This window comes from Candidatus Methylomirabilota bacterium (genome assembly GCA_035260325.1).
GTDB lineage: Bacteria > Methylomirabilota > Methylomirabilia > Rokubacteriales > CSP1-6 > AR19.
Map to the genome: position 1 here is coordinate 1 of DATFVL010000194.1, position 18,111 is coordinate 18,111.

The 18,111-nt window shown below is 71.2% G+C and carries 18 protein-coding genes; 10 read left to right on the forward strand and 8 right to left on the reverse strand.

Annotated features, from left to right (window positions below; all coding sequences use genetic code 11):
* Positions 1-690: hypothetical protein (locus tag VKG64_12725; GenBank protein HKB25905.1), on the forward strand; the 690-nt coding region annotated here is incomplete at its 5' end.
* A 97-nt stretch (positions 691-787) separates the two neighbouring features.
* The gene (locus tag VKG64_12730) at positions 788-1,591 is read left to right on the forward strand and encodes a lytic transglycosylase domain-containing protein (protein ID HKB25906.1); all 804 of its coding nucleotides are present in this window, start codon (positions 788-790) and stop codon (positions 1,589-1,591) included.
* Positions 1,592-1,598: 7 nt separating this feature from the next.
* Here VKG64_12730 and VKG64_12735 read toward each other — a convergent pair whose 3' ends face one another.
* The 3 genes from VKG64_12735 to VKG64_12745 all read right to left on the reverse strand — a co-directional run bounded on the left by VKG64_12735 (position 1,599) and on the right by VKG64_12745 (position 6,200).
* Positions 1,599-2,438, reverse strand: coding sequence for an LLM class F420-dependent oxidoreductase (locus VKG64_12735; protein HKB25907.1), 840 nt, complete (start codon positions 2,436-2,438; stop codon positions 1,599-1,601).
* 61 nt (positions 2,439-2,499) lie between these two features.
* Positions 2,500-3,876, reverse strand: coding sequence for an FAD-dependent oxidoreductase (locus VKG64_12740; GenBank protein HKB25908.1), 1,377 nt, complete (start codon positions 3,874-3,876; stop codon positions 2,500-2,502).
* Positions 3,873-6,200, reverse strand: coding sequence for a xanthine dehydrogenase family protein molybdopterin-binding subunit (locus VKG64_12745; GenBank protein HKB25909.1), 2,328 nt, complete (start codon positions 6,198-6,200; stop codon positions 3,873-3,875). The genes VKG64_12740 and VKG64_12745 overlap by 4 nt, the downstream gene beginning before the upstream one ends.
* A 43-nt stretch (positions 6,201-6,243) precedes the next feature.
* On the opposite strand from VKG64_12745, the gene VKG64_12750 reads away from it, so the two are divergent.
* Complete coding sequence (locus VKG64_12750) at positions 6,244-7,881, forward strand: thiamine pyrophosphate-requiring protein (protein ID HKB25910.1); 1,638 nt, start codon at positions 6,244-6,246, stop codon at positions 7,879-7,881.
* 294 nt (positions 7,882-8,175) lie between these two features.
* Positions 8,176-8,583, forward strand: a complete 408-nt coding sequence (locus VKG64_12755; protein ID HKB25911.1) for a hypothetical protein — start codon at positions 8,176-8,178, stop codon at positions 8,581-8,583.
* A 104-nt stretch (positions 8,584-8,687) separates the two neighbouring features.
* Here VKG64_12755 and VKG64_12760 read toward each other — a convergent pair whose 3' ends face one another.
* Entirely contained in the window at positions 8,688-8,978 is a 291-nt protein-coding gene (locus VKG64_12760; GenBank protein HKB25912.1) for a hypothetical protein, read from the reverse strand.
* A gap of 149 nt (positions 8,979-9,127) precedes the next feature.
* Between VKG64_12760 and VKG64_12765 the strand changes: the two genes are divergently transcribed.
* Positions 9,128-9,334 (forward strand): hypothetical protein, encoded by a 207-nt coding sequence (locus VKG64_12765; GenBank protein ID HKB25913.1) that lies wholly within the window; start codon positions 9,128-9,130, stop codon positions 9,332-9,334.
* A gap of 206 nt (positions 9,335-9,540) precedes the next feature.
* Here VKG64_12765 and VKG64_12770 read toward each other — a convergent pair whose 3' ends face one another.
* Positions 9,541-10,209 (reverse strand): EthD domain-containing protein, encoded by a 669-nt coding sequence (locus VKG64_12770; GenBank protein HKB25914.1) that lies wholly within the window; start codon positions 10,207-10,209, stop codon positions 9,541-9,543.
* 10 nt (positions 10,210-10,219) lie between these two features.
* Positions 10,220-11,128 carry an LLM class flavin-dependent oxidoreductase gene (locus VKG64_12775; GenBank protein ID HKB25915.1) on the reverse strand — a complete coding sequence of 303 codons (909 nt, stop codon included), beginning with the start codon at positions 11,126-11,128 and terminating at the stop codon, positions 10,220-10,222.
* A gap of 117 nt (positions 11,129-11,245) precedes the next feature.
* Between VKG64_12775 and VKG64_12780 the strand changes: the two genes are divergently transcribed.
* The gene (locus VKG64_12780) at positions 11,246-11,596 is read left to right on the forward strand and encodes a hypothetical protein (GenBank protein HKB25916.1); all 351 of its coding nucleotides are present in this window, start codon (positions 11,246-11,248) and stop codon (positions 11,594-11,596) included.
* Positions 11,597-11,607: 11 nt separating this feature from the next.
* Positions 11,608-12,459, forward strand: a complete 852-nt coding sequence (locus VKG64_12785; protein ID HKB25917.1) for an SDR family NAD(P)-dependent oxidoreductase — start codon at positions 11,608-11,610, stop codon at positions 12,457-12,459.
* 22 nt (positions 12,460-12,481) lie between these two features.
* Here VKG64_12785 and VKG64_12790 read toward each other — a convergent pair whose 3' ends face one another.
* Positions 12,482-13,090: a hypothetical protein gene (locus VKG64_12790; GenBank protein HKB25918.1), complete on the reverse strand. Its 609-nt coding sequence runs from the start codon at positions 13,088-13,090 to the stop codon at positions 12,482-12,484.
* 29 nt (positions 13,091-13,119) lie between these two features.
* Between VKG64_12790 and VKG64_12795 the strand changes: the two genes are divergently transcribed.
* The gene (locus tag VKG64_12795; protein ID HKB25919.1) at positions 13,120-14,667 is read left to right on the forward strand and encodes a carboxyl transferase domain-containing protein; all 1,548 of its coding nucleotides are present in this window, start codon (positions 13,120-13,122) and stop codon (positions 14,665-14,667) included.
* A gap of 53 nt (positions 14,668-14,720) precedes the next feature.
* On the opposite strand, the gene VKG64_12800 is transcribed toward VKG64_12795, so the two are convergent.
* A complete protein-coding gene (locus tag VKG64_12800) occupies positions 14,721-15,854 on the reverse strand; it encodes an amidohydrolase family protein (GenBank protein HKB25920.1) in 1,134 nt (377 codons plus the stop codon).
* 95 nt (positions 15,855-15,949) lie between these two features.
* On the opposite strand from VKG64_12800, the gene VKG64_12805 reads away from it, so the two are divergent.
* Positions 15,950-16,432, forward strand: coding sequence for a DinB family protein (locus tag VKG64_12805; GenBank protein ID HKB25921.1), 483 nt, complete (start codon positions 15,950-15,952; stop codon positions 16,430-16,432).
* A 23-nt stretch (positions 16,433-16,455) separates the two neighbouring features.
* Positions 16,456-17,988 (forward strand): ABC transporter substrate-binding protein, encoded by a 1,533-nt coding sequence (locus tag VKG64_12810; protein HKB25922.1) that lies wholly within the window; start codon positions 16,456-16,458, stop codon positions 17,986-17,988.
* The last annotated feature ends 123 nt before the right edge of the window (positions 17,989-18,111 follow it).

Here is an 18,111-nt window from a genome sequence, read left to right on the forward strand (position 1 = left end):
GACTCGCCGATGCGCTCGGCGTCTTGCAGCGTCGTCAGTGATCCTCCGCAAGAATCCGCTGCCACAGGCGGTCGATCGCCTGTCGAAGCTCGGGGCGGTAGCACCCTGCTCGCCCAGGCCCGCGCCACCAACCTCGCGGGCACCAAGACGCTCACCGTGCCCTTCCCGACCGCGGCCACGAGCCTCACGCCCAATCTGCCCGGTCTGTCGGTGGGTGCGGTCCAGGTTCAGGTCTTGGTGCAGACGGCGAGCGCGACCTTCAGCCTGATCGGTAGCGTCGGGCTCACCGTCATCGACACCCGGCCCGTCCCCGGTGTCAGCTCCATCAACCCCAACTCGATCGACCTCGTGGCCCCGCCGGCGACCTTCACCATCATGGGCGAGGGGTTCGTGAATCTCGGCTTCGGCCTGCCGGTGGTGAACTTCACCCGCAGTGGCGCCATACTTGCCCAAGCCCGCGCCACCAACCTCGCCGGCACCACGACGCTCACCGTGCCCTTCCCCACCGCGAGCGGTCTGTCGGCGGGCGTCGGCACCACGACGCTCACCGTGCCCTTCCCGACCGCGGCCACGAGCCTCACGCCGGGTGTGCCCGGCCCGTCGGCGGGGCCGGTCCAGGTCCAGGTCTGGCAGCAGACGTCTGCCGGGACCTACAGCCTGATCGGCACCGTCACGCTCACGGTCAACTAGAGCACGACTGGCGGCTCGGGCCCGTTCGTCGGATAGTGGAGGCGTAGCCGTCATGTCACATTCTCGCGTCGCCAGAGCCACGTCCCGAAGGACGCGCGTGCGTCGCGCCCGGATCGCGTACGTCCAGCCGCTCTCTCGGTTGGCCCGCCGAGCGCTTCGGGCGCTGCTCGCCGCGCCGCTAGCGGTCCGGATCCTCGTGGGGGCGGTCGTCATCTTCGCGGTGTGGCTGGTTCTGAACTGGGGGTACCAGGTGCTCCGCAAGCCGACCGAGCTGTTCTTTCCGGTGAGCGACGCACTCGCGAAGACACCGCCCGAGACGTGGCGACGTTACGGGCTGCTCTTCCGCGAGCACTCCACCGCCGTCATCACGCCCGAGCTGCTGGCCGCGCTGGCCCAGGTCGAAGGCGGCGGCAACCCGGTGGCCCGGACGTACTGGCGGTGGCGCCTGACGTGGAATCCCTTCGAGCTGTACCAGCCCGCGTCGAGCGCCGTCGGCATGTACCAGATCACCGACCCGACGTTCCGTGAGGCGAAGCGCTACTGCATCCACGAACACGCGGTGGCCGAGGTCGGCCCCTGGTACGACGTGAAATCGTGCTGGTTCAACGGGCTCTACAGTCGCGTCGTGCCGAGCCACGCCGTGGAGCTGACCGCCGCGCTCCTGGATCGGAGCGTCGCGAGCACGCTGGGGCGCCGGCGGATCGCCGGCGCCACGCTCCAGCAGAAGCACGATCTGGCCGCCGTCATCCACCTGTGCGGGGCCGAGCCGGGCGACGCCTACGCGCGGCGCGGCTTCCGGCTGACCGCCGGCCAGCGGTGCGGCGACCACGACGTCGGCGGCTACCTCGCGCGCGTCAACGCGCTGAAGCGGCAGTTCGTCCGGCTGGCGGCCGCCGAGTAGCGGTCCGTCAGCCCCGCATCACCTTCGCGTACGCGTCGAGCCGCGGCAGCACGGCATCGCGCGGCTCGGACGGCAGGCCGAAGATCGCGCGCGAGACACCCGCGCCGGCGAGCGCGTCCAGCGCCTCGCGCTTGGGCGGCGCGAAGAAGATGCCGACCGGCGCCGTCTTGGGATCGCGCCCCGCCTTCTTCAGCCGCTCGCGCAGCTCGGGGATGCGCTCGATCGGGTTCCGGCTCGGGCGCATGATCGGCATCCAGCCGTCGCCGAACTCCACGACCCGGTCGAACGTGGTCGCGCCGTCGCCGCCGATAATGATGGGTGGGTGTGGCTTCTGCAGCGGCTTCGGGTCGGCCCAGATCTTGTCGAAGCGGACGAACTGGCCGTGGAACTCCGCCTCGCGCTTGGTCCAGATCTCCTTCATGGCGAGCACGCGCTCGCGCAGCAGCCGCCAGCGCGTCTTCCACGCGGTGCCGTGGTCCTCCATCTCCTCGGCGTTCCAGCCGCCGCCGATGCCGAAGAGGACGCGGCCGCCCGAGAGGCGATCGAGAGTGGCGACCTCCTTGGCCGTCGTGATCGGATCGCGCTCGATGACGAGGCAGATGCCGGTGCCGAGTCTCAAGCGCTTGGTCGCCGCGGCCGCCGCCATCAGCGCGACGAAGGGATCGTAGGACGACCAGTAGTCTCTCGGCAGCTCGCCCCCGCCCGGCCAGGGGCTCCGCCGGCTCGCGGGGATGTGCGTGTGCTCGGGGAACCACACCGACTCGAAGCCGCGCTCCTCGAGCGCCCGGGCCAGCTCGTCGGGAGCGATCGCGTACTCGGTGGGGAACATGACGACGCCGTAATCCATGGGGGCCTCCTTGGGTTCGCGGCGCCAAGCATAGCACTCGCGCCGGGCTCAGCGCGTATCGCTAGAGCTGTCCGGAGTCTCCCCAGTCCTCGAGCAGCTTCCGATAGGCGGGATCGTCGTAGCGCTCGAGCCTGAACGCCGGCGCGTACGGCGGCAGGGGGCGCTCGGCGATGTGGTCGGCGAGGAGGTCCGCGGCGCCGTTGGACGCCATGAGCCCGTAGCCCGAGAGCCCGCCGAGGACGTACGCGCCCTCGACGGGCAGCGGCCCGGCGAGGAAGCGGTTCTCGCGCGTCTTCGCGTAGTAGCCGCCGTCCACGACGGTGCGCGGGAGCCGCCCGAGATACGCCGCGAGCGCCGGAATCATGCGCGACATCCCGCGCAGCGCGATCTCGCCGTACGCGGGATCGAACTCGATGGGGAACGTCGGCTCCACGGGCTCGACCTCGTAGGTCCAGATGAGGAGCACGACGGGGCTCTCCCCCGCGCCCTCGGGGCGTCCGTGGACGCCCGCCGGGAACTCGTCGAGCAGCCGGCGATGCTCGGGCGAGCGCCCGAGCTCGGCGCGCTCCTCGTCGGACCACGGCAGGCGCACCGGGTCGGTCCAGATCATCATCGGCGCCTCGCGCGGCATCGCACGGCGCACGTCGTTGAACGCGACCTTCGCGTGGCGCTCGCAGAACAGCGGCAGCTCGACGCCGAGCAGCCGGCCCACGTGCTTCGTGAACGGCCCCGCGGCGTCGACGAAGCGCGGTGTGGCGAGCGTCGTGGCGCCCCCGCGCGCGGCGAGCGTGACCGCGCGGACGCGGCCGCCGGTCGTGTCCACGCGCTCGACGCGCCCCTCGACGAGCCGCACGCCCTTCTCGCGCGCGCGCTCGAGCATGTACATGCCGAGCTGCTGGCCGCTGAACCACCCGCAGCGGCGCGCGTGCAGGAGCGCGACCGTGTCCGCGGCAAGACACGGGAAGTGCTTGCGGATCAGCGCGGGCTCGATGATGACGTCGGCGCCCGTGGGCGCCCGGTCGAAGCCGTCGGCGGGAGCCGGCCGATAGTCGCTCGACGCGCTCGTGTGCACGCGCACGGGGCCCGAGCCGAGCTTCTCGGCCTCCGCGGCGCGGCGCATGAGTGCGGGCACGCGCGCCGGGTCGGCCGTGGCGAAGAGATAGCCGCGCCGGTTCATCCTGAACACGTTACCGCTCTCGCGGGCCAGCTCCTCGAGGAGGTCGATGCTCCGGTTCATCAGCGAGACCATCGCGTCGCCCGGGCCCGGCCACCAGTTCCGGTAACACTCGGTGGACTTGTCGCTCGTGAGCGAGAGCGGCGGGCGCTCGTCCACGAGGACGACTCCCGTCACGCCGCGGCGCACGGCCAGGTGGTACGCGGCGGCGATCCCGGCGATCCCCGCGCCGCAGATCACGACCTCGGCGGTGTTCGCGCTCATCGCTTGCGCGCGGGGGCCGAGCGGAGCGCCTCCCAGAGGCGCGCCGGCGTGAGCGGCATGTCGAGGTGGGTGACCCCGAAGGGCGCGAGCGCGTCCACCGCGGCGTTGACGACGGCGGGCGGGATCCCGATGCAGCCGGCCTCGCCGAGGCCCTTGGCGCCGAGCGGGTTCCGCGGCGAGGGCGTGTGCATCTTCTCGATCTCGACGTGGGGCACCTCGTCCGCGCGCGGCACGGCGTAGTCCATGAGCGTGCCGCTGAGGAGCTGGCCGTCCCGGTCGTACACGATCGCCTCGGAGAGCGCCTGGCCGATCGCCTGCGCGAGCGAGCCGTGCAGCTGGCCCTCGGCGAGGAGCGGGTTGATGATGGTCCCCGCGTCGTCCACCCACACGAGGCGCTCGATGACCAGGCGCCCCGTCTCACGCTCGATCGAGAGCGCGCAGACGATCGAGCCGAAGCTCCACACCTCGCCCTCGGGCTGGAAGTAGGTGCTCGCCTCGAGCCCCGGCGTCTCCCCCGCTGGCAGCGCCGCGCCGCCCGCGTAGGCCGCGGCGGCGACCTCCTTCCACGTCACGCGCCGCTGCGGAACGCCGACAACCTGGAAGCCGCCGGCGACGCCGATCACGTCCGGCTCTCCGGCCTCGAGGAGCTTCGCGGCGATGCGCCGGCCTTTCTCGCGCACGTCGCCCGCCGCACGCGCGAGGGCGCCGCCGCCGAGGGCCACGCTGCGGCTGCCGAACGTGCCGAAGCCCTCGGGGCCCGAGCGCGTGTCGCCGTGGACCACGACGACCTCGGCGGGCGTCACGCCGAGGTGGTCGGCCACGACCTGGGCGAACGTCGTCTCGTGACCCTGACCGTGGGCGCTCGAGCCGGTGATCGCGGTGACGCGCCCCGAGCGCTCGACCTTGATGGCTCCGCTCTCCCAGCCGAGCGCGCAGGGCTCGACGTAGGAGCAGAGGCCGACGCCGACGATCTCGCCCCGCTTGCGCCGCTCGGCCTGCGCCTTGCGGAGGCCGGCGTAGTCCGACGCCTTCAGCGCGCGCTCGAGGGCCTCGGGATAGTTGCCCGAGTCGTAGCTCTGGCCCGTCACCGTCCGGTACGGGAAGCGGTCGGCGGGCACGAAGTTGCGCCGGCGGATCTCTGCCGGGTCGAGGTTCAACGCCCGCGCGGCCGTGTCCATCAGGCGCTCGATCATGAACGTCGCCTCGGGCCGGCCCGCGCCGCGGTACGCGGCGACGGGCGCCGTCGTCGTGAGCGCGCCGGTGACGGTGATCTCGCACGCCGGCACGACGTACGCGCCCGGCAGCAGGCGCGCGTGGTTCCACGGCGGGCCCACCGCCGCGTTCACGAGCGCCGTGCCGAGCGGCGAGACGATGCGCGCGCGGAGCGCCGTGATGCGCCCCTCGGCGTCGAGCGCCAGCTCGCCCTCGCAGACGGAGCCCCGCGCGTGATTCGTCGTGATCTGGTCCTCGCTCCGCGTGGCGACCCACTCGAGCGGCCGGCCGAGCCGCCGGGCGAGCCAGGCGAGCAGCACCTCCTCGCGGTAGGGCCCGGTCTTCACGCCGAAGCCGCCGCCGACGTCGGGCGCGATCACGCGCACGCGCGATTCCGGCATCCCAAGGAGACGCGCGATCTCGGCACGGATGCGGAAGGGCGCCTGGCAGGAAACCCAGAGCGTCAGCTCCTCGGTGGAGGCGTCGAACGACGCGAGCACGCTGCGTGGCTCGATCGCCACGGCGGAGAGACGCGCCGGGGCGACGCGGAGCGAAACGACGCGCTTCGCCGTCCTGAAGGCTCCCGCGGCGTCGCCCTCACGGATGGTGCGCTCGAAGGCGCGGTTGCCCTCGATCTCGGGGAAGAGCTTCGGCGCACCGGCGGCCACGGCGCCCTCGGGCTCGGGGAGCGCGGGGAGCGGCTCGTACTCGACGCGGATCAGCTCGAGGGCGTCGCGCGCGCGGTAGGCGTCCTCCGCGACGACGGCCGCGACGGGCGTCCCCGCGGCGTGCACGTGGCCGTCGGCGATGATCGGGTGCGGCGGCACCTTCACGCCGGGCAGGAGGCGGTTCACCGGCATGGGGGCGAGATGCTTCACCTCCGCGCCGACGGCGACGGCCACGACGCCGGGCGCACGCCGCGCGCGCTCGACGTCGAGCTTCGTCACGCGCGCGTGGGCGTAGGGCGAGCGGAGGAGCGCCACGTGCAGGCACCCGCGCGGCCGGAGGTCGTCAACGTAGCGCCCGGCGCCCACGAGGAGGCGATGGTCCTCGCGCCGCTTGAGGGGCCGGCCGATCCAGCCGTCGCCCGCGTGTCCGTCGGGTCGTGCCACGAGGACGCATGGTAGCATTGGCGGGTCTCGAAAGGAGACCTCCATGAAAGTCGCCGCCGCCGTCGCCGAGATCCTCAAGCGCGAGGGAGTCCAGTTCCTGATCGGCTACCCCGTCAACCCCATCATCGAGGCCGCCGCCGAGGCCGACATCCGCACGATCATCGTGCGGCAGGAGCGCACCGGGCTCCACATGGCCGACGCGGTGAGCCGGGTCACGTCGGGCGACCGCATCGGCGTCTTCGCGATGCAGCACGGCCCGGGCTCGGAGAACGCGTTCGGCGGCGTGGCGCAGGCCTACGGCGACTCGGTGCCGATCCTGGTGCTGCCCGGCGGCTACTCGCGGCGCATGACGAACGTCCCGCCGAACTTCAACTCGTTCCTCAACTACCAGCACGTCACGAAGTCGGCGGAGCAGGTGATCCTGCCCGACGTCGCCCCCGACGCCATGCGCCGCGCCTTCACGCAGGTGAAGAACGGCCGCCCGCGCCCCGTGCTGGTCGAGTTCCCCGTCGACGTGCTGCGCGAGGACGTGCCCGAGCCGCTCGTCTACAAGCCCGCGCCCCGCGTGCGCGTGGGCGCCGATCCCAAGGACGTCGCGCGCGTGGCGGCGGCGCTGCTCGCCGCCGAGCGCCCCGTCATCTACGCCGGGCAGGGCGTGCACTACGCCAAGGCGTGGCCCCAGCTCAGGGCCCTTGCCGAGCTGCTCGAGGCGCCGGTGACGACGAGTCTTCAGGGCAAGAGCGCGTTCCCCGAGACCCACCCGCTCTCGCTCGGCTCGGGCGGGCGATCGATCTCCAAGCAGCTCCACCACTTCCTGAACAACGCCGACCTCATCTTCGGCATCGGCTGCAGCTTCACGACGACCAACTACGGCGTCGCGATGCCGAAGGGCAAGAAGATCGTCCAGGCCACGCTCGACGCCGCCGACCTCAACAAGGACGTGGCGATCGAGGACGCGCTGCTCGGCGACGCCGGGCTCGTCCTCGACGCGCTCGTCGCGGAGGTCCGCGATCGCCTGAAGGGCAAGCCGCGCGGACGGCTGACCGCGGTCACGCAAGAGATCAAGAACCTCAAGACCGAGTGGCTCGCCCAGTGGATGCCCCGCCTCACGCAGGACGGCGCGCCGATCTCGCCCTACCGCCTGATCTGGGACCTTCTGCACACGGTGGACATCGCCAACACGATCATCACGCACGACGCCGGCAGCCCGCGCGACCAGCTCTCGCCGTTCTGGGAGCCGGTCACGCCGCTCAGCTACATCGGCTGGGGCAAGACGACGCAGCTCGGCTACGGCCTCGGGCTCGCCATGGGCGCGAAGCTCGCCCATCCCGACAAGCTCTGCATCAACTTCTGGGGCGACGCCGCGATCGGCTTCACCGGGATGGACTTCGAGACGGCGGTGCGCGAGCGCATCCCGATCATGTCCGTGCTCCTCAACAACTTCTCCATGGCGATCGAGCTCAAGGTCATGAAGACGGCGACCGAGAAGTACCGCTCGACCGACATCAGCGGCCACTACGCCGACATGGCGCGCGCCTTCGGCGGCTACGGCGAGCGCGTGGAGAAGGCCGGCGAGATCGTCCCCGCGCTCAAGCGCGGGATCCAGAAGACGCGGGAGGGCGTGCCCGTCCTGCTCGAGTTCATCACCGAGAAGGCGGTGGACTTCTCGATCTTCCCGTGACGGCGGGCCTCTCCACCCCCGCAGCCCTAAACTTTCGTGCCGACGCGATACGCGGCGGCGCCCCGCAGCCTATGCCGGCACGCCCGGCACCGGCTTTCCGACTGAAAGGTGTGGCGCGGCAAGAGGAAAGGGCCGATTCGTGACCACACGTGGGAACTCGATACATTGCAGCGGGTCGCAGCCGTTGCGGTTTTACGCAGCGGTATACGCAGACCTGTCTACTTCGAGTTAACCGACAGAGAAAATGACGCCTGACGAAAGAAAAGAGGCCAGGACTTCCACGCAGATCAGCGCATGAAGCTCTTCAACTTCTTCCTGATCCTCTCCGGCCTGATCCTGGGCGCATTTCCTGCGGTCAGAGGCATGGCGACCGGCGCCAAGGTCGTGGCTCTCTTGCCCCTGCTTCTCGTTCTAACGGCGTTCATCTTCTGGCGGCTCGAAGAAAGGACGCGCCGCCTGGTTAAGAATGGAGAGGACGCACTGCGTTTCCTCGATAAGCAATGGCCGCTTGAGCCGTTGCCCGACAAGACGCCACCCTACCTCCGCCTGTTCGAGCGAGACGACTATCTCATGGAGGTCGTGAAGAGGCGGTGGTGGGCAAGGCGCCTCGTGCCGATAAGCTACGCCGACAGCTTCCGGATCGCGTACCTGATGATCGGTGGCGTCGGCCTCGTGCTGGCCGCATGGGTGTCGCTGACCTGAGTCGTCTAACTTCGCAGTGCACCGGACCGAGGGCTCGCGTTGCTCGCCTCCCGGCCGGTGACCGCGGGCGTTAGCCAGCGCCAAGGACCAGCACATTCGTGCCTCTACCACCGCTGACCGAAAACGGCGAGCTGCCGCTCGGAGTACACCCAGGATCCCTGCGCGAGGTTCTGGACCGCTTCGGCGTTGGTTCCGACCAACGCAAGGCCCTGGCTCTCCGCCTCGCACGTGTCCACCGCGCCGCCCAAGCGACCGGCCACCTGGCGCGATTCGTCATCTTCGGGTCGTTCGTTACGAGCAAGAGCGAGCCCAACGACGTCGATATCGCCCTGGTCATGGCCGATGCTTTCGACGCGTCCCAGTTGCGCGGCGAGGCGCTGCTTCTTTTTGATCACGGTGCCGCGCAAGCGCACTTCGGCGCCAGCGTGTTCTGGCTCCGGCGACTGGCAGCGTGGCCGACCGAGCAGGCCGCGGTAGAATTCTGGCAAGTCAAGCGCGGTGGTGGCCGAAGGGGTATCGTCGAAGTCACGCGGAGGGAGGGATCATGATCAGCAACGACCAAGAGCTCAGCGCCACGCTAGAGCGAATCCGCCATCTCCAGATTCAGGTAACCCATCTCCGCAAGGCGGAGACCAATCCTACAAACTACCACCTGTCGGCATCCGGGTTCCTCGCCGAGATCGACCGGATGCAGCTCGAGGTGCGCGAGTACCTCTCCCTTCATCCCGGTGAGTTGAAGGCCCGTGCGTGAGCTCGCGCGGCGCAACGCTGAGTGGCTGGCTAACTTCTGCTTCCAGCCGACCGGCTTCGCCGGCGGCTGAAGCACGCGTTAGCGCGCATTCGATCAAGGGCAGCGGGCGGCCGCTACCAGACGGACGGTGCGCGATGCGAACGGTGGAAAGCCACGCGGGTTGCGGTATCACGAAGTAGCTCTTCCCCGGTACGCCCCGCGGCGCCTCAGCCCACGATCACGTGCTCGCGGGTGATGATGAAGGGCGGGTCGGGCGTGATGAAGTTCGCCTCGTCGGTCCGCACGCGCGCATACTCCGGCGTGCGCGCCGAGGCACGCATCGCATCCGTGTCGTCGAACCACGTGATCGCCGCGCCGTCGTACTGCGGCGCGCGCCCGCGCTCGTAGGCCGCGAGCCGCGTGTGGCTCTGCACGTAGCGCCGGATCACGGGGATCGTCGCGGCCAGCGGGCCGTGGACCTCGCGCCAGTAGCGCTGGAATGCCTCCACGGCCATCCCGGACTTCCGCGTCACGAGCTTCACGTTCTTGACCCCGTCCACGGGCGCACGCCCATCCTTGACCACTCGCTCCTCGGTGATGATCAGGCCCATCGTGCCGCGCCCGATGAACTCCGCCTCGTCGGCCTGGACGGCCGCGTACGCGGGCGTGCCCGCGAGCGCGCGCATCGCGGCGGTGTCGTCGAACCAGATCTCGGCGATCCCGTCGTAGATGGGCTCACCCTTCTTGTATCCGCCGAGCAGCGTGTGCGACTGGACGTAGCGCCGGATGCCCGGCAGCTTGACCACCACGTCGGGGTGACGCGTTCGCCAGTACTCCTGAAACCGCTCGACCGACATCCCCGGCCGCCGCTTGAAGAACGACAGGGCCTTGACCATCGCTCTCTCCTCAGCTGAAGGCGCGGATCACTTCCTCGAACGCGACCATCTGGCCGCCGCGCGTGGACGACGGCACTACGATGACGGTCCTGACGCCGGCCGCGCGCCAGGCCTCGACGCCGTCGCGGACCTCCGTCGCGCTTCCGAACAGCGTGACGTCGCGGAGCCAGCGGTCCGACATGAGATCCGGGACGCGTCCCTCCTCACGCCCGGCGAGCGCCTGGCGGATCGCCAGCATCTCCTCCTCGTAGCCCGCCTCGATCCAGTAGCTCTGGTAGTTCGGCAGGCGCGCGTACGGCACGAGCACCTTCCGCAAGACGGCCGCCGCGGCGGCACGGTCCTCGTCGACGCAGGTCGGTACCATGTCGCCGATGAAGAACGCGGGGTCGGTCCGCGCCCGCTCCGGCAGGTGGCTGAGCGATTCCTTCATGTGAGAGAGCGCGCCGTTGGCCCACACCGCCCCCTGCCCGATCTCGCCGGCCAGCTCCACCATGCGGCGGCGGAGCGTCGCCAGCACGATCGGCGGGAGCCCGCCGACCTGGGTCTCGTACCCGCGGAGGTCCGCCACGAACTTCCGCACGTCCTCGAGGGGACGGCCGGCGCGGATCGCCAGCCGCTCGTGGATCGGGCCGTGGCTGACGCCGATGCCGAACCTGAAGCGGCCGCCCGACAGCTCGTGGACCACCGCCGTGGCCTGCGCGTACTCGAGGGGGTGGCGCGTGTAGATGTGGGCGATGCTCGTGCCGAGGGGGATCTCGCGGGTCGAGAGCGCCAGCGCCTCGCACAGCGCGAGGCCGTCGCCCGGGCTCGGGCAGTAGATGCCGGCGAACCCCTCACGCTCGATCCGCTGCGCGAGCTCCAGCGTCGCCCGGCGCCGGCCGGCCACCGCGACGAGGCTCACCGCGGGCTTGGGGGTCATCCGGGAGAGTATAGGCGTTCCGCCGGTGACGTGGGACGTCGAGCGCCTAAGCGTCACGCGCTTGCCAGGACGCCTCCGCCTCACTATGATCGGCCCACGCCACGGGAAGGAGACCCCATGAAGATCCACAGGCTCTACGCCGACGCGAGCGGCCAGTCGCACTTCCAGGACGTCGAGATCGAGTTCGCGGAGACGACCCGCGCGGGCCGGCTGTCGAAGCGGCTCCCCGCGACCGGAATCATCTTCCGCGAGGTGCAGCCGGACTACGACCTCGACTGGCACCCGGCCCCGCGGCGGCAGTACATCATCAACCTCGACGCGGGCGTCCAGATCACCGCGAGCGACGGCGAGACGCGCCGCATCGGCGCCGGCGAGGTCCTCCTCGTCGAGGACACGTCCGGCAAGGGTCACCTCTCCAAGGCGCTCGACGGCAAGCTGCGCCACTGCATCTTCGTCACGCTCGACTGAGGCGATCCGGCATGGGGCGGCTCGACGGGAAGGCCGTCGTGGTGACGGGCGCCTCCCGGGGCATCGGCGCCGAGGTCGCGCGGCTCTTCGCGGCGGAGGGCGGGCGGGTCGTCTGCGCCGCGCGCACGCTGCGCGAGGGCGAGCACCCGCTCGCGGGCTCGCTCGAGACGACGGTGGCGGCGATCCGCGCCGCCGGTGGCGAGGCGCACGCGGTCACCGCGAACATCGCGGAGCCCGCCGACTGCGAGAAGCTCGTCCGCGCGGCGCGCGACACCTACGGGCCGGTAGACGTGCTCGTCAACAACGCCGCGCTGACCTATTACCTGCCCGTGAAGGACTATCCGCTGAACAAATGGCTCCGGTCGTGGGCCGTGAACTTCCACGCGCCGTTCGTCCTCTCCCAGCTCGTGCTCGCCGACATGATCCCGCGCAAGCGCGGGGCGATCGTGAACATCTCGTCGGGCGCGGCGATCGGCCCCGGCCGTGGCCCCTACCCCGACCCCGCGGCCGGCGCTCGCGGCGGCACCTGCTACGGCGCCGAGAAGGCGGCGCTCGAGCGGTTCACTCAGGGCCTCGCGGCGGAGGTCTACCCGCACGGCGTCTCGGTGACGTGCGTCTCGCCGTCGCAGGTGGTCCCGACGCCGGGCACCGTGTACCACAAGCTCGTCAAGGGCCTGGACGATCCGCGCGGGGAGCCGCCGCTCCTCATGGCGCGGGCGGCGCTCCTGCTCGCGAGCGAGCCGCTCGACCGCGTCACCGGCCGCGTCACCTACAGCCAGCAGATCCTGAAGGAGTTCGGCTGGATCGCCGACGGCCGGGGCCGCGGCGTCGAGACGCGCGGCAGCGGCTACTCGGAGATGTGACGCGACCCCGACGGGCGCGCCTCTAGCGCGCCGCCCGCAGGAGCCACACGAGCGACCCGCCGGTGATGCCGCCGGCGGCGATGCCGCCCACCAGCGTCGGCCCGATCGCACTGCCGGACGTCGCATAGCCGGCGATCCGGTCGAGCGTCGGGCGGGTGAACTCGCCTACAACGCCTAGCGCGTCCGGTCCGAAGGCGCCGACGGCGAGGAACGCCGTCCACCCCACGGCGCTCGCGAGCACCCAGACGACGCCGCGCGGGGTCCACCGGCGGACGACCGCCCACTGCGTGAGGCCGATGATCGGCGTGACGCTGGCGAAGATCGCGAACCCGGCCGGACGCCGCGGATCGGCGCCCGCGTACATCGCGACGAGGGCCAGTACCCCGCCGACGATGAAGCCCGCCGTCGTGGCCAGAACCCACGCCCCGCTCCCGGGCAAATGCCGCCGCAGGACCAGCCACTGGAGCGTGCCGACCGCGACCCCGAACACTCCGCCGAGCAGCGGGAACAGCGGGACCAGGAACCAGCCGAACACGACATACCAGAGCACGTCGAGTGCGAGCTGGGCGAGGACGAGCGCCGCGGCCGTCGCGAGCGTCCAGCGGAGCACGAAGGCCCATCCGAGCCGCATCCCTGAAGCATCGTATACTCGGGGCACGCATGGACTGGAAATCGGAGATGGACGAGCTGAGGCGCCGCGAGGAGCTCGCCGGGGAGCTCGGCGGCCCCGAGCGCGTCCGGCGTCAGCACGACGGCGGACGCCTGACGATCCGCGAGCGCATCGACAAGCTCGTGGACGCCGGCACCTTCCACGAGCTCGGCAAGATCGCGGGCCGGGCGACCTACGACGAGCGCAACGAGCTCACGGCCTTCACGCCGTCCAACTTCGTCTTCGGTCGCGCGAGCGTGGACGGGCGCCCCGTCGTCGTCGGCGGCGACGACTTCACGGTCCGGGGCGGCTCCGCCGACGCGACGATCAAGGGCAAGCACAACATGTGCGAGCGGATGGCCCACGACCTTCGCCTGCCGCTGATCCGCCTCGTCGAGGGCTCGGGCGGCGGCGGCTCGGTCAAGACGATCGAGACCACCGGGCGCGCGAACGTGCCGGCCGTGGACGGCTGGGAGTGGGTCGTCGCCAACATGGGCACGGTCCCGCGCGTCGCGCTCGGCCTCGGCTCGGTGGCCGGGCTCGGCGCGGCGCACCTCGCCGCGGCGCACTACTCGCTCATGATCAAGGACAAGTCGGCGCTCTTCGTCGCCGGCCCGCCGGTCGTCGCGCGCCTGGGCCAGAAGCTCACGAAGAACGAGCTCGGCGGCTGGGAGATCCAGCTCCGGGCCGGCGCGGTGGACGACGCGGTGGACACCGAGGAGGAGGCCTTCGCCCGCGCCCGGCGCTTCCTCTCCTACCTGCCGTCGTCCATCGACGACCTGCCGCCGCGCGGCCCCCGCGGCGACGATCCGGCGCGCCGCGAGCCCTGGCTCTTCGAGGCGATCCCGCACGACGTGCGGAAGCCCTACAAGATGCGCGCGATCGTCGACGCGGTCGTGGACAAGGGCTCGTTCTTCGAGGTCGCCCCGCTCTACGGCGGCGCGATCGTCACAGGCTATGCGCGCCTCGACGGCTGGCCGGTGGCGCTGATGGCGAGCGATCCCTTCTTCTACGGCGGCGCGTGGACGGCGGACACCTGTCAGAAGGTCGAGCGTTTCGTGGACATCGCGCAGACCTTCCACCTTCCCATCGTCTACCTGGTCGACTGCCCCGGCTTTCTCATCGGCAAGGACGCCGAGCAGACCGGCACGATCAAGCAGGGCGTCCGCGCGATGTCGGCGATCTGGCAGACGACGACGCCCTGGTGCGCGGTGATCGTCCGGAACGTCTTCGGCGTCGCCGGCGCCGCGCACCGGAACGGCAGCCGCTACTGCACGCGCTATGCGTGGCCCTCCGGGCGCTGGGGCTCGCTCCCGCTCGAAGGTGGGATCGAGGCGGCCTACCGCGCTGATCTCGCCGCCGCCGCGGACCCGAAGGCGAAGCTCGCCGAGATCGAGGAGCGCCTGACCAAGCTGCGCTCGCCCTTCCGCTCGGCCGAGACGTTCTGGATCGAGGAGATCATCGATCCCCGCGACACGCGGCCGCTCCTCTGCGAGTTCGCGAACCTGACCGCGCCGCTGCGGAAGCCCGGCCCGTCGGTCCACCACATCCGCCCGTAGGGGTCTCCGCCGGGGGCTTGACAGACCCCGCCCCGCGCCTCCTGACCCGCCCGTCAGAGCCCGTAGAGCTCCCGCGCGTTGTCGCAGAGGATCCGGCGGCGCGTCGCCTCCACGACGCCGGCGAAGTTCTCCTCGATCGCTTTCCGCGACTCCGGCCAAGTGCTGTCGGCGTGCGGGTAGTCGGACGCCCACATGGTCCGGTCGGCGCCGATCAGGTCGATCATCCTGAGCCCGGCGTGGTCCGTCTGGAACGTGGCCCACACCTGCCGCCGGCAGTAGGCGCTCGGCGGCATCGTCAGCGGGAGCCCGCCGTGGGCTCGCCAGTACTCGGGCGCATCGACGAACTTCCGGTACGTGTCGTCCAGGCGCTCGAGCATGTAGGGCAGCCAGCCGATGCCGGTCTCGGCGAGCACGATCTTGAGCCCGCGGTGGCGCTCGAGGGCGCCGGAGAAGATCACCCCGGCGAGCGGCTCGTCCATCTGGAGGGTCGAGCACGCGACGCGGACGCCCATGTTGCCAGCCTGAGTCGCCTTCGGGCCACTCGCGGCGACGGTCCGGAGGCCGCCCCCGAGATGGAACCCGAGCGGCACCCCGGTCTCGGCCGCCGCCTCCCACAAGGGCTCCCACGCCTCGTCCCACAGGGGCACCTCGACGCGCGCGGCGAGGAACATGCCGGTCTTGAGGCCGATGGACCGCAGGTGGCGCACCTCGTCGGCCGCGGTCTTCGCGTCGTCGATCGGGACCAGGCCCGCGCCGACGAGGCGCGCGGGCGCCGTCGCGCAGAACTCGGCCAGCCAGTCGTTGTAGGCGCGGTAGCAGACACGCCGCAGCTCGGGGTCCGGAACCAGCAGCGGGACGATCGGGCCGTACATCACGGTCGCGTCGATGCCGTCGCGGTCCATGTCGGCGAGCCGGAGCGCCGTCGTCGTCGGCCGCAGCACGCCGGGCTCGAGGACGCCGCCGCGCTCGAGCGCCGTGCGCCGGCCGCCCTGCGCGCCGGCCGCGCCCCTGCGGCCGCCCCAGGAGTCCCAGCGCTCGTTCCCGCAGACCCAGGCGGGCCCGTCCGCCGTGTCCACGACCTTCGGCGCACGCTCCCGCCACTCGGCCGGAACCCGCTTCTGCCAGAGGTCCTTCGGCAGCCACTGCAGGTCGATGTGGTCGTCCGCCGAAATGATGCGGTAGTCCATCGTGCCCTCCCAGGCGGCTTGCGCGACGTCGGATTCACCCAGGATAATTGCACCCCGCCGGGTCGTTGTCGACGGCGGAGCGGGGGCGCCTACCGATGCAGGCCGAGATCGAGACGTACGCGCGAGAGCTGCGCTTCATCCTCGACCAGATCGTCGTCGCCCTCGACGGGCTGACCGTCGCCCAGCTCAACTGGCGACCGGCCACCGGCGCCGCCAACAGCGCCTGGGCGATCGCGAGCCACGTGGTCGGGAGCACGCGCGTCTACGCGCTCGGCTTCGGCTGCGGCCACGAGGTGACGCGGGACCGCGCGGGCGAGTTCGCCGCCGCGGGGAGCGACGCGGCCGAGGTCGTCGCCGCGATCCGGAGATTCGCGGCGGAGCTCGACGCCGCGCTCGCCGGCCTGGCGCCGGCGGCGCTCGAGCGCCGCATCCGTCCGTCGCAGGAGCTGTGGGGCACGGGCGTGCCGCGCGAGCTCTCGGGCCGCGAGGCGCTCGTCGAGAGCATCCGGCACGCGGCGCTCCACCTGGGCGAATTGCGGCTCACACGTGACCTGGCGCTCCAGCAAACGCAGGGATGATGCTACGAAGTACAATGCGGGTCATGCCCTGCCCTCGAGCCCGCTCGCTCCTGACGCTCGTGCTCCTGACGGCGCTGTGCGCGCCGGGCGGGGCCGCCGCCGCCCCCGAGGGACAGATGACGTGGGCCGTCCACATCTCGCTCGCGCCCACGTGGTTCGACCCGGCCGAGACCCCCGGCGTCATCACCCCCTTCATGATCCTCTACGCGCTCCACGACGCGCTCGTGAAGCCCATGCCCGGCCACGCGGCGGCGCCGAGCCTCGCCGAGTCCTGGAGCGCGGCCCGCGACGGGCTCACCTACGAGTTCGTCCTGCGCAGGGGCGTCAGGTTCCACAACGGCGATCCCGTGACGGCCGACGACGTGAAGTTCTCGTTCGAGCGCTACAAGGGCGCCGGCGCCAGCACCTTGAAGGCGCGCGTGGCGGCGGTCGAGGTCGTGGACGCGCACCGGGTGCGCTTCCGTCTCAAGCAGCCGTGGCCGGACTTCATGACCTTCTACGGGACGCCGGCGACGGGCTCCGGCTGGATCGTGCCCAGGAAATACGTCGAGAAGGTCGGCGACGACGGCTTCAAGAAGGCGCCCGTGGGCGCCGGTCCGTATCGCTTCGTGTCCTTCAACCCGGGCGTCGAGCTCGTCCTCGAGGCGTTCGACCAGTACTGGCGGAAGAGCCCGAGCGTGAAGCGCCTGGTTCTGAAGGCCGTGCCCGACGAGGCCACGCGCCTGGCGATGCTCAAGCGCGGCGAGGCGGACATCGCCTACTCGATCCGGGGCGCCCTGGGCGAGGAGCTCCGACGCACGCCCGGGCTCACGCTCAAGGCCGCCACGCCCACGTTCACCGAGTGGGTGGTGTTCACGGACCAGTGGGACCCGAAGTCGCCGTGGGCCGACCGGCGCGTCCGGCTCGCCGCGAACCTCGCGATCGACAGGAAGACGATCAACGAAGCCGAGTACCTCGGCTTCGCCAAGGTCAGCTCGAGCATCATCCCCCGGGACTTCGAGTTCTACTGGCCGGCGCCGCCCTACCCGTACGATCCGGCGCGCGCGAAGCAGCTCCTCGCGGAGGCCGGCTACCCGAAAGGCTTCGACGCGGGTGACGTGTCCTCGGACAACGTCTACGTGCCCGAGGCGGTCGTCAACTACCTCCAGGCGGTGGGGATCCGCGCGAGGCTCAGGCCCCTCGAGCGGGCGGCCTTCTACAAGGCCGACATGGAGAAGAAGCTCCGGAACCTCGTGCGGGTCGGGAGCGCCGCCCTCGGCAACGCGGCCACGCGGATCGAAGCTTTCGTGATCACGGGCGGCATCCGCGCCTACGGCGGCTACCCCGACATCGACGGGCTCTACCGGGAGCAGGCCGGCGAGCTGGACCCGAAGCAGCGCGAGACGATCCTGCATCGTATCCAGCAGCTCATGCACGAGCGCGTCATGTTCGCGCCGACCCTCGAGCCCGCGTTCCTCTCCGGCCACGGACCGCGCGTCGAGGAGTCGGGCATCGGGCTCATCGCCGGCACCGGCTACTCGCTGCCGTACGAGGATCTAAGACTCAAGCCGAGGTGAGGAGGGCCACCGTGGCGGGGATCACCCTGCAGCAGGCGACGACCATCGTGGAGGCGGCGCTCCGGAAGGGACGCGAGACGAGCTGTGCGCCGCTCGCCGTCGCCGTCCTCGACGCCGGCGGGC

Coding starts and splice junctions, on each gene's coding strand:
- VKG64_12750 (HKB25910.1), top strand. CDS start 6,244: ATGAAAGTCGCCGCCGCCGTCGCCGAGATCCTCAAGCGCGAGGGAGTC.
- VKG64_12735 (HKB25907.1), bottom strand. CDS start 2,438: ATGGATTACGGCGTCGTCATGTTCCCCACCGAGTACGCGATCGCTCCC.
- VKG64_12805 (HKB25921.1), top strand. CDS start 15,950: ATGCAGGCCGAGATCGAGACGTACGCGCGAGAGCTGCGCTTCATCCTC.
- VKG64_12785 (HKB25917.1), top strand. CDS start 11,608: ATGGGGCGGCTCGACGGGAAGGCCGTCGTGGTGACGGGCGCCTCCCGG.
- VKG64_12740 (HKB25908.1), bottom strand. CDS start 3,876: ATGAGCGCGAACACCGCCGAGGTCGTGATCTGCGGCGCGGGGATCGCC.
- VKG64_12790 (HKB25918.1), bottom strand. CDS start 13,090: ATGCGGCTCGGATGGGCCTTCGTGCTCCGCTGGACGCTCGCGACGGCC.
- VKG64_12755 (HKB25911.1), top strand. CDS start 8,176: ATGAAGCTCTTCAACTTCTTCCTGATCCTCTCCGGCCTGATCCTGGGC.
- VKG64_12795 (HKB25919.1), top strand. CDS start 13,120: ATGGACTGGAAATCGGAGATGGACGAGCTGAGGCGCCGCGAGGAGCTC.
- VKG64_12800 (HKB25920.1), bottom strand. CDS start 15,854: ATGGACTACCGCATCATTTCGGCGGACGACCACATCGACCTGCAGTGG.
- VKG64_12810 (HKB25922.1), top strand. CDS start 16,456: ATGCCCTGCCCTCGAGCCCGCTCGCTCCTGACGCTCGTGCTCCTGACG.
- VKG64_12765 (HKB25913.1), top strand. CDS start 9,128: ATGATCAGCAACGACCAAGAGCTCAGCGCCACGCTAGAGCGAATCCGC.
- VKG64_12780 (HKB25916.1), top strand. CDS start 11,246: ATGAAGATCCACAGGCTCTACGCCGACGCGAGCGGCCAGTCGCACTTC.
- VKG64_12775 (HKB25915.1), bottom strand. CDS start 11,128: ATGACCCCCAAGCCCGCGGTGAGCCTCGTCGCGGTGGCCGGCCGGCGC.
- VKG64_12770 (HKB25914.1), bottom strand. CDS start 10,209: ATGGTCAAGGCCCTGTCGTTCTTCAAGCGGCGGCCGGGGATGTCGGTC.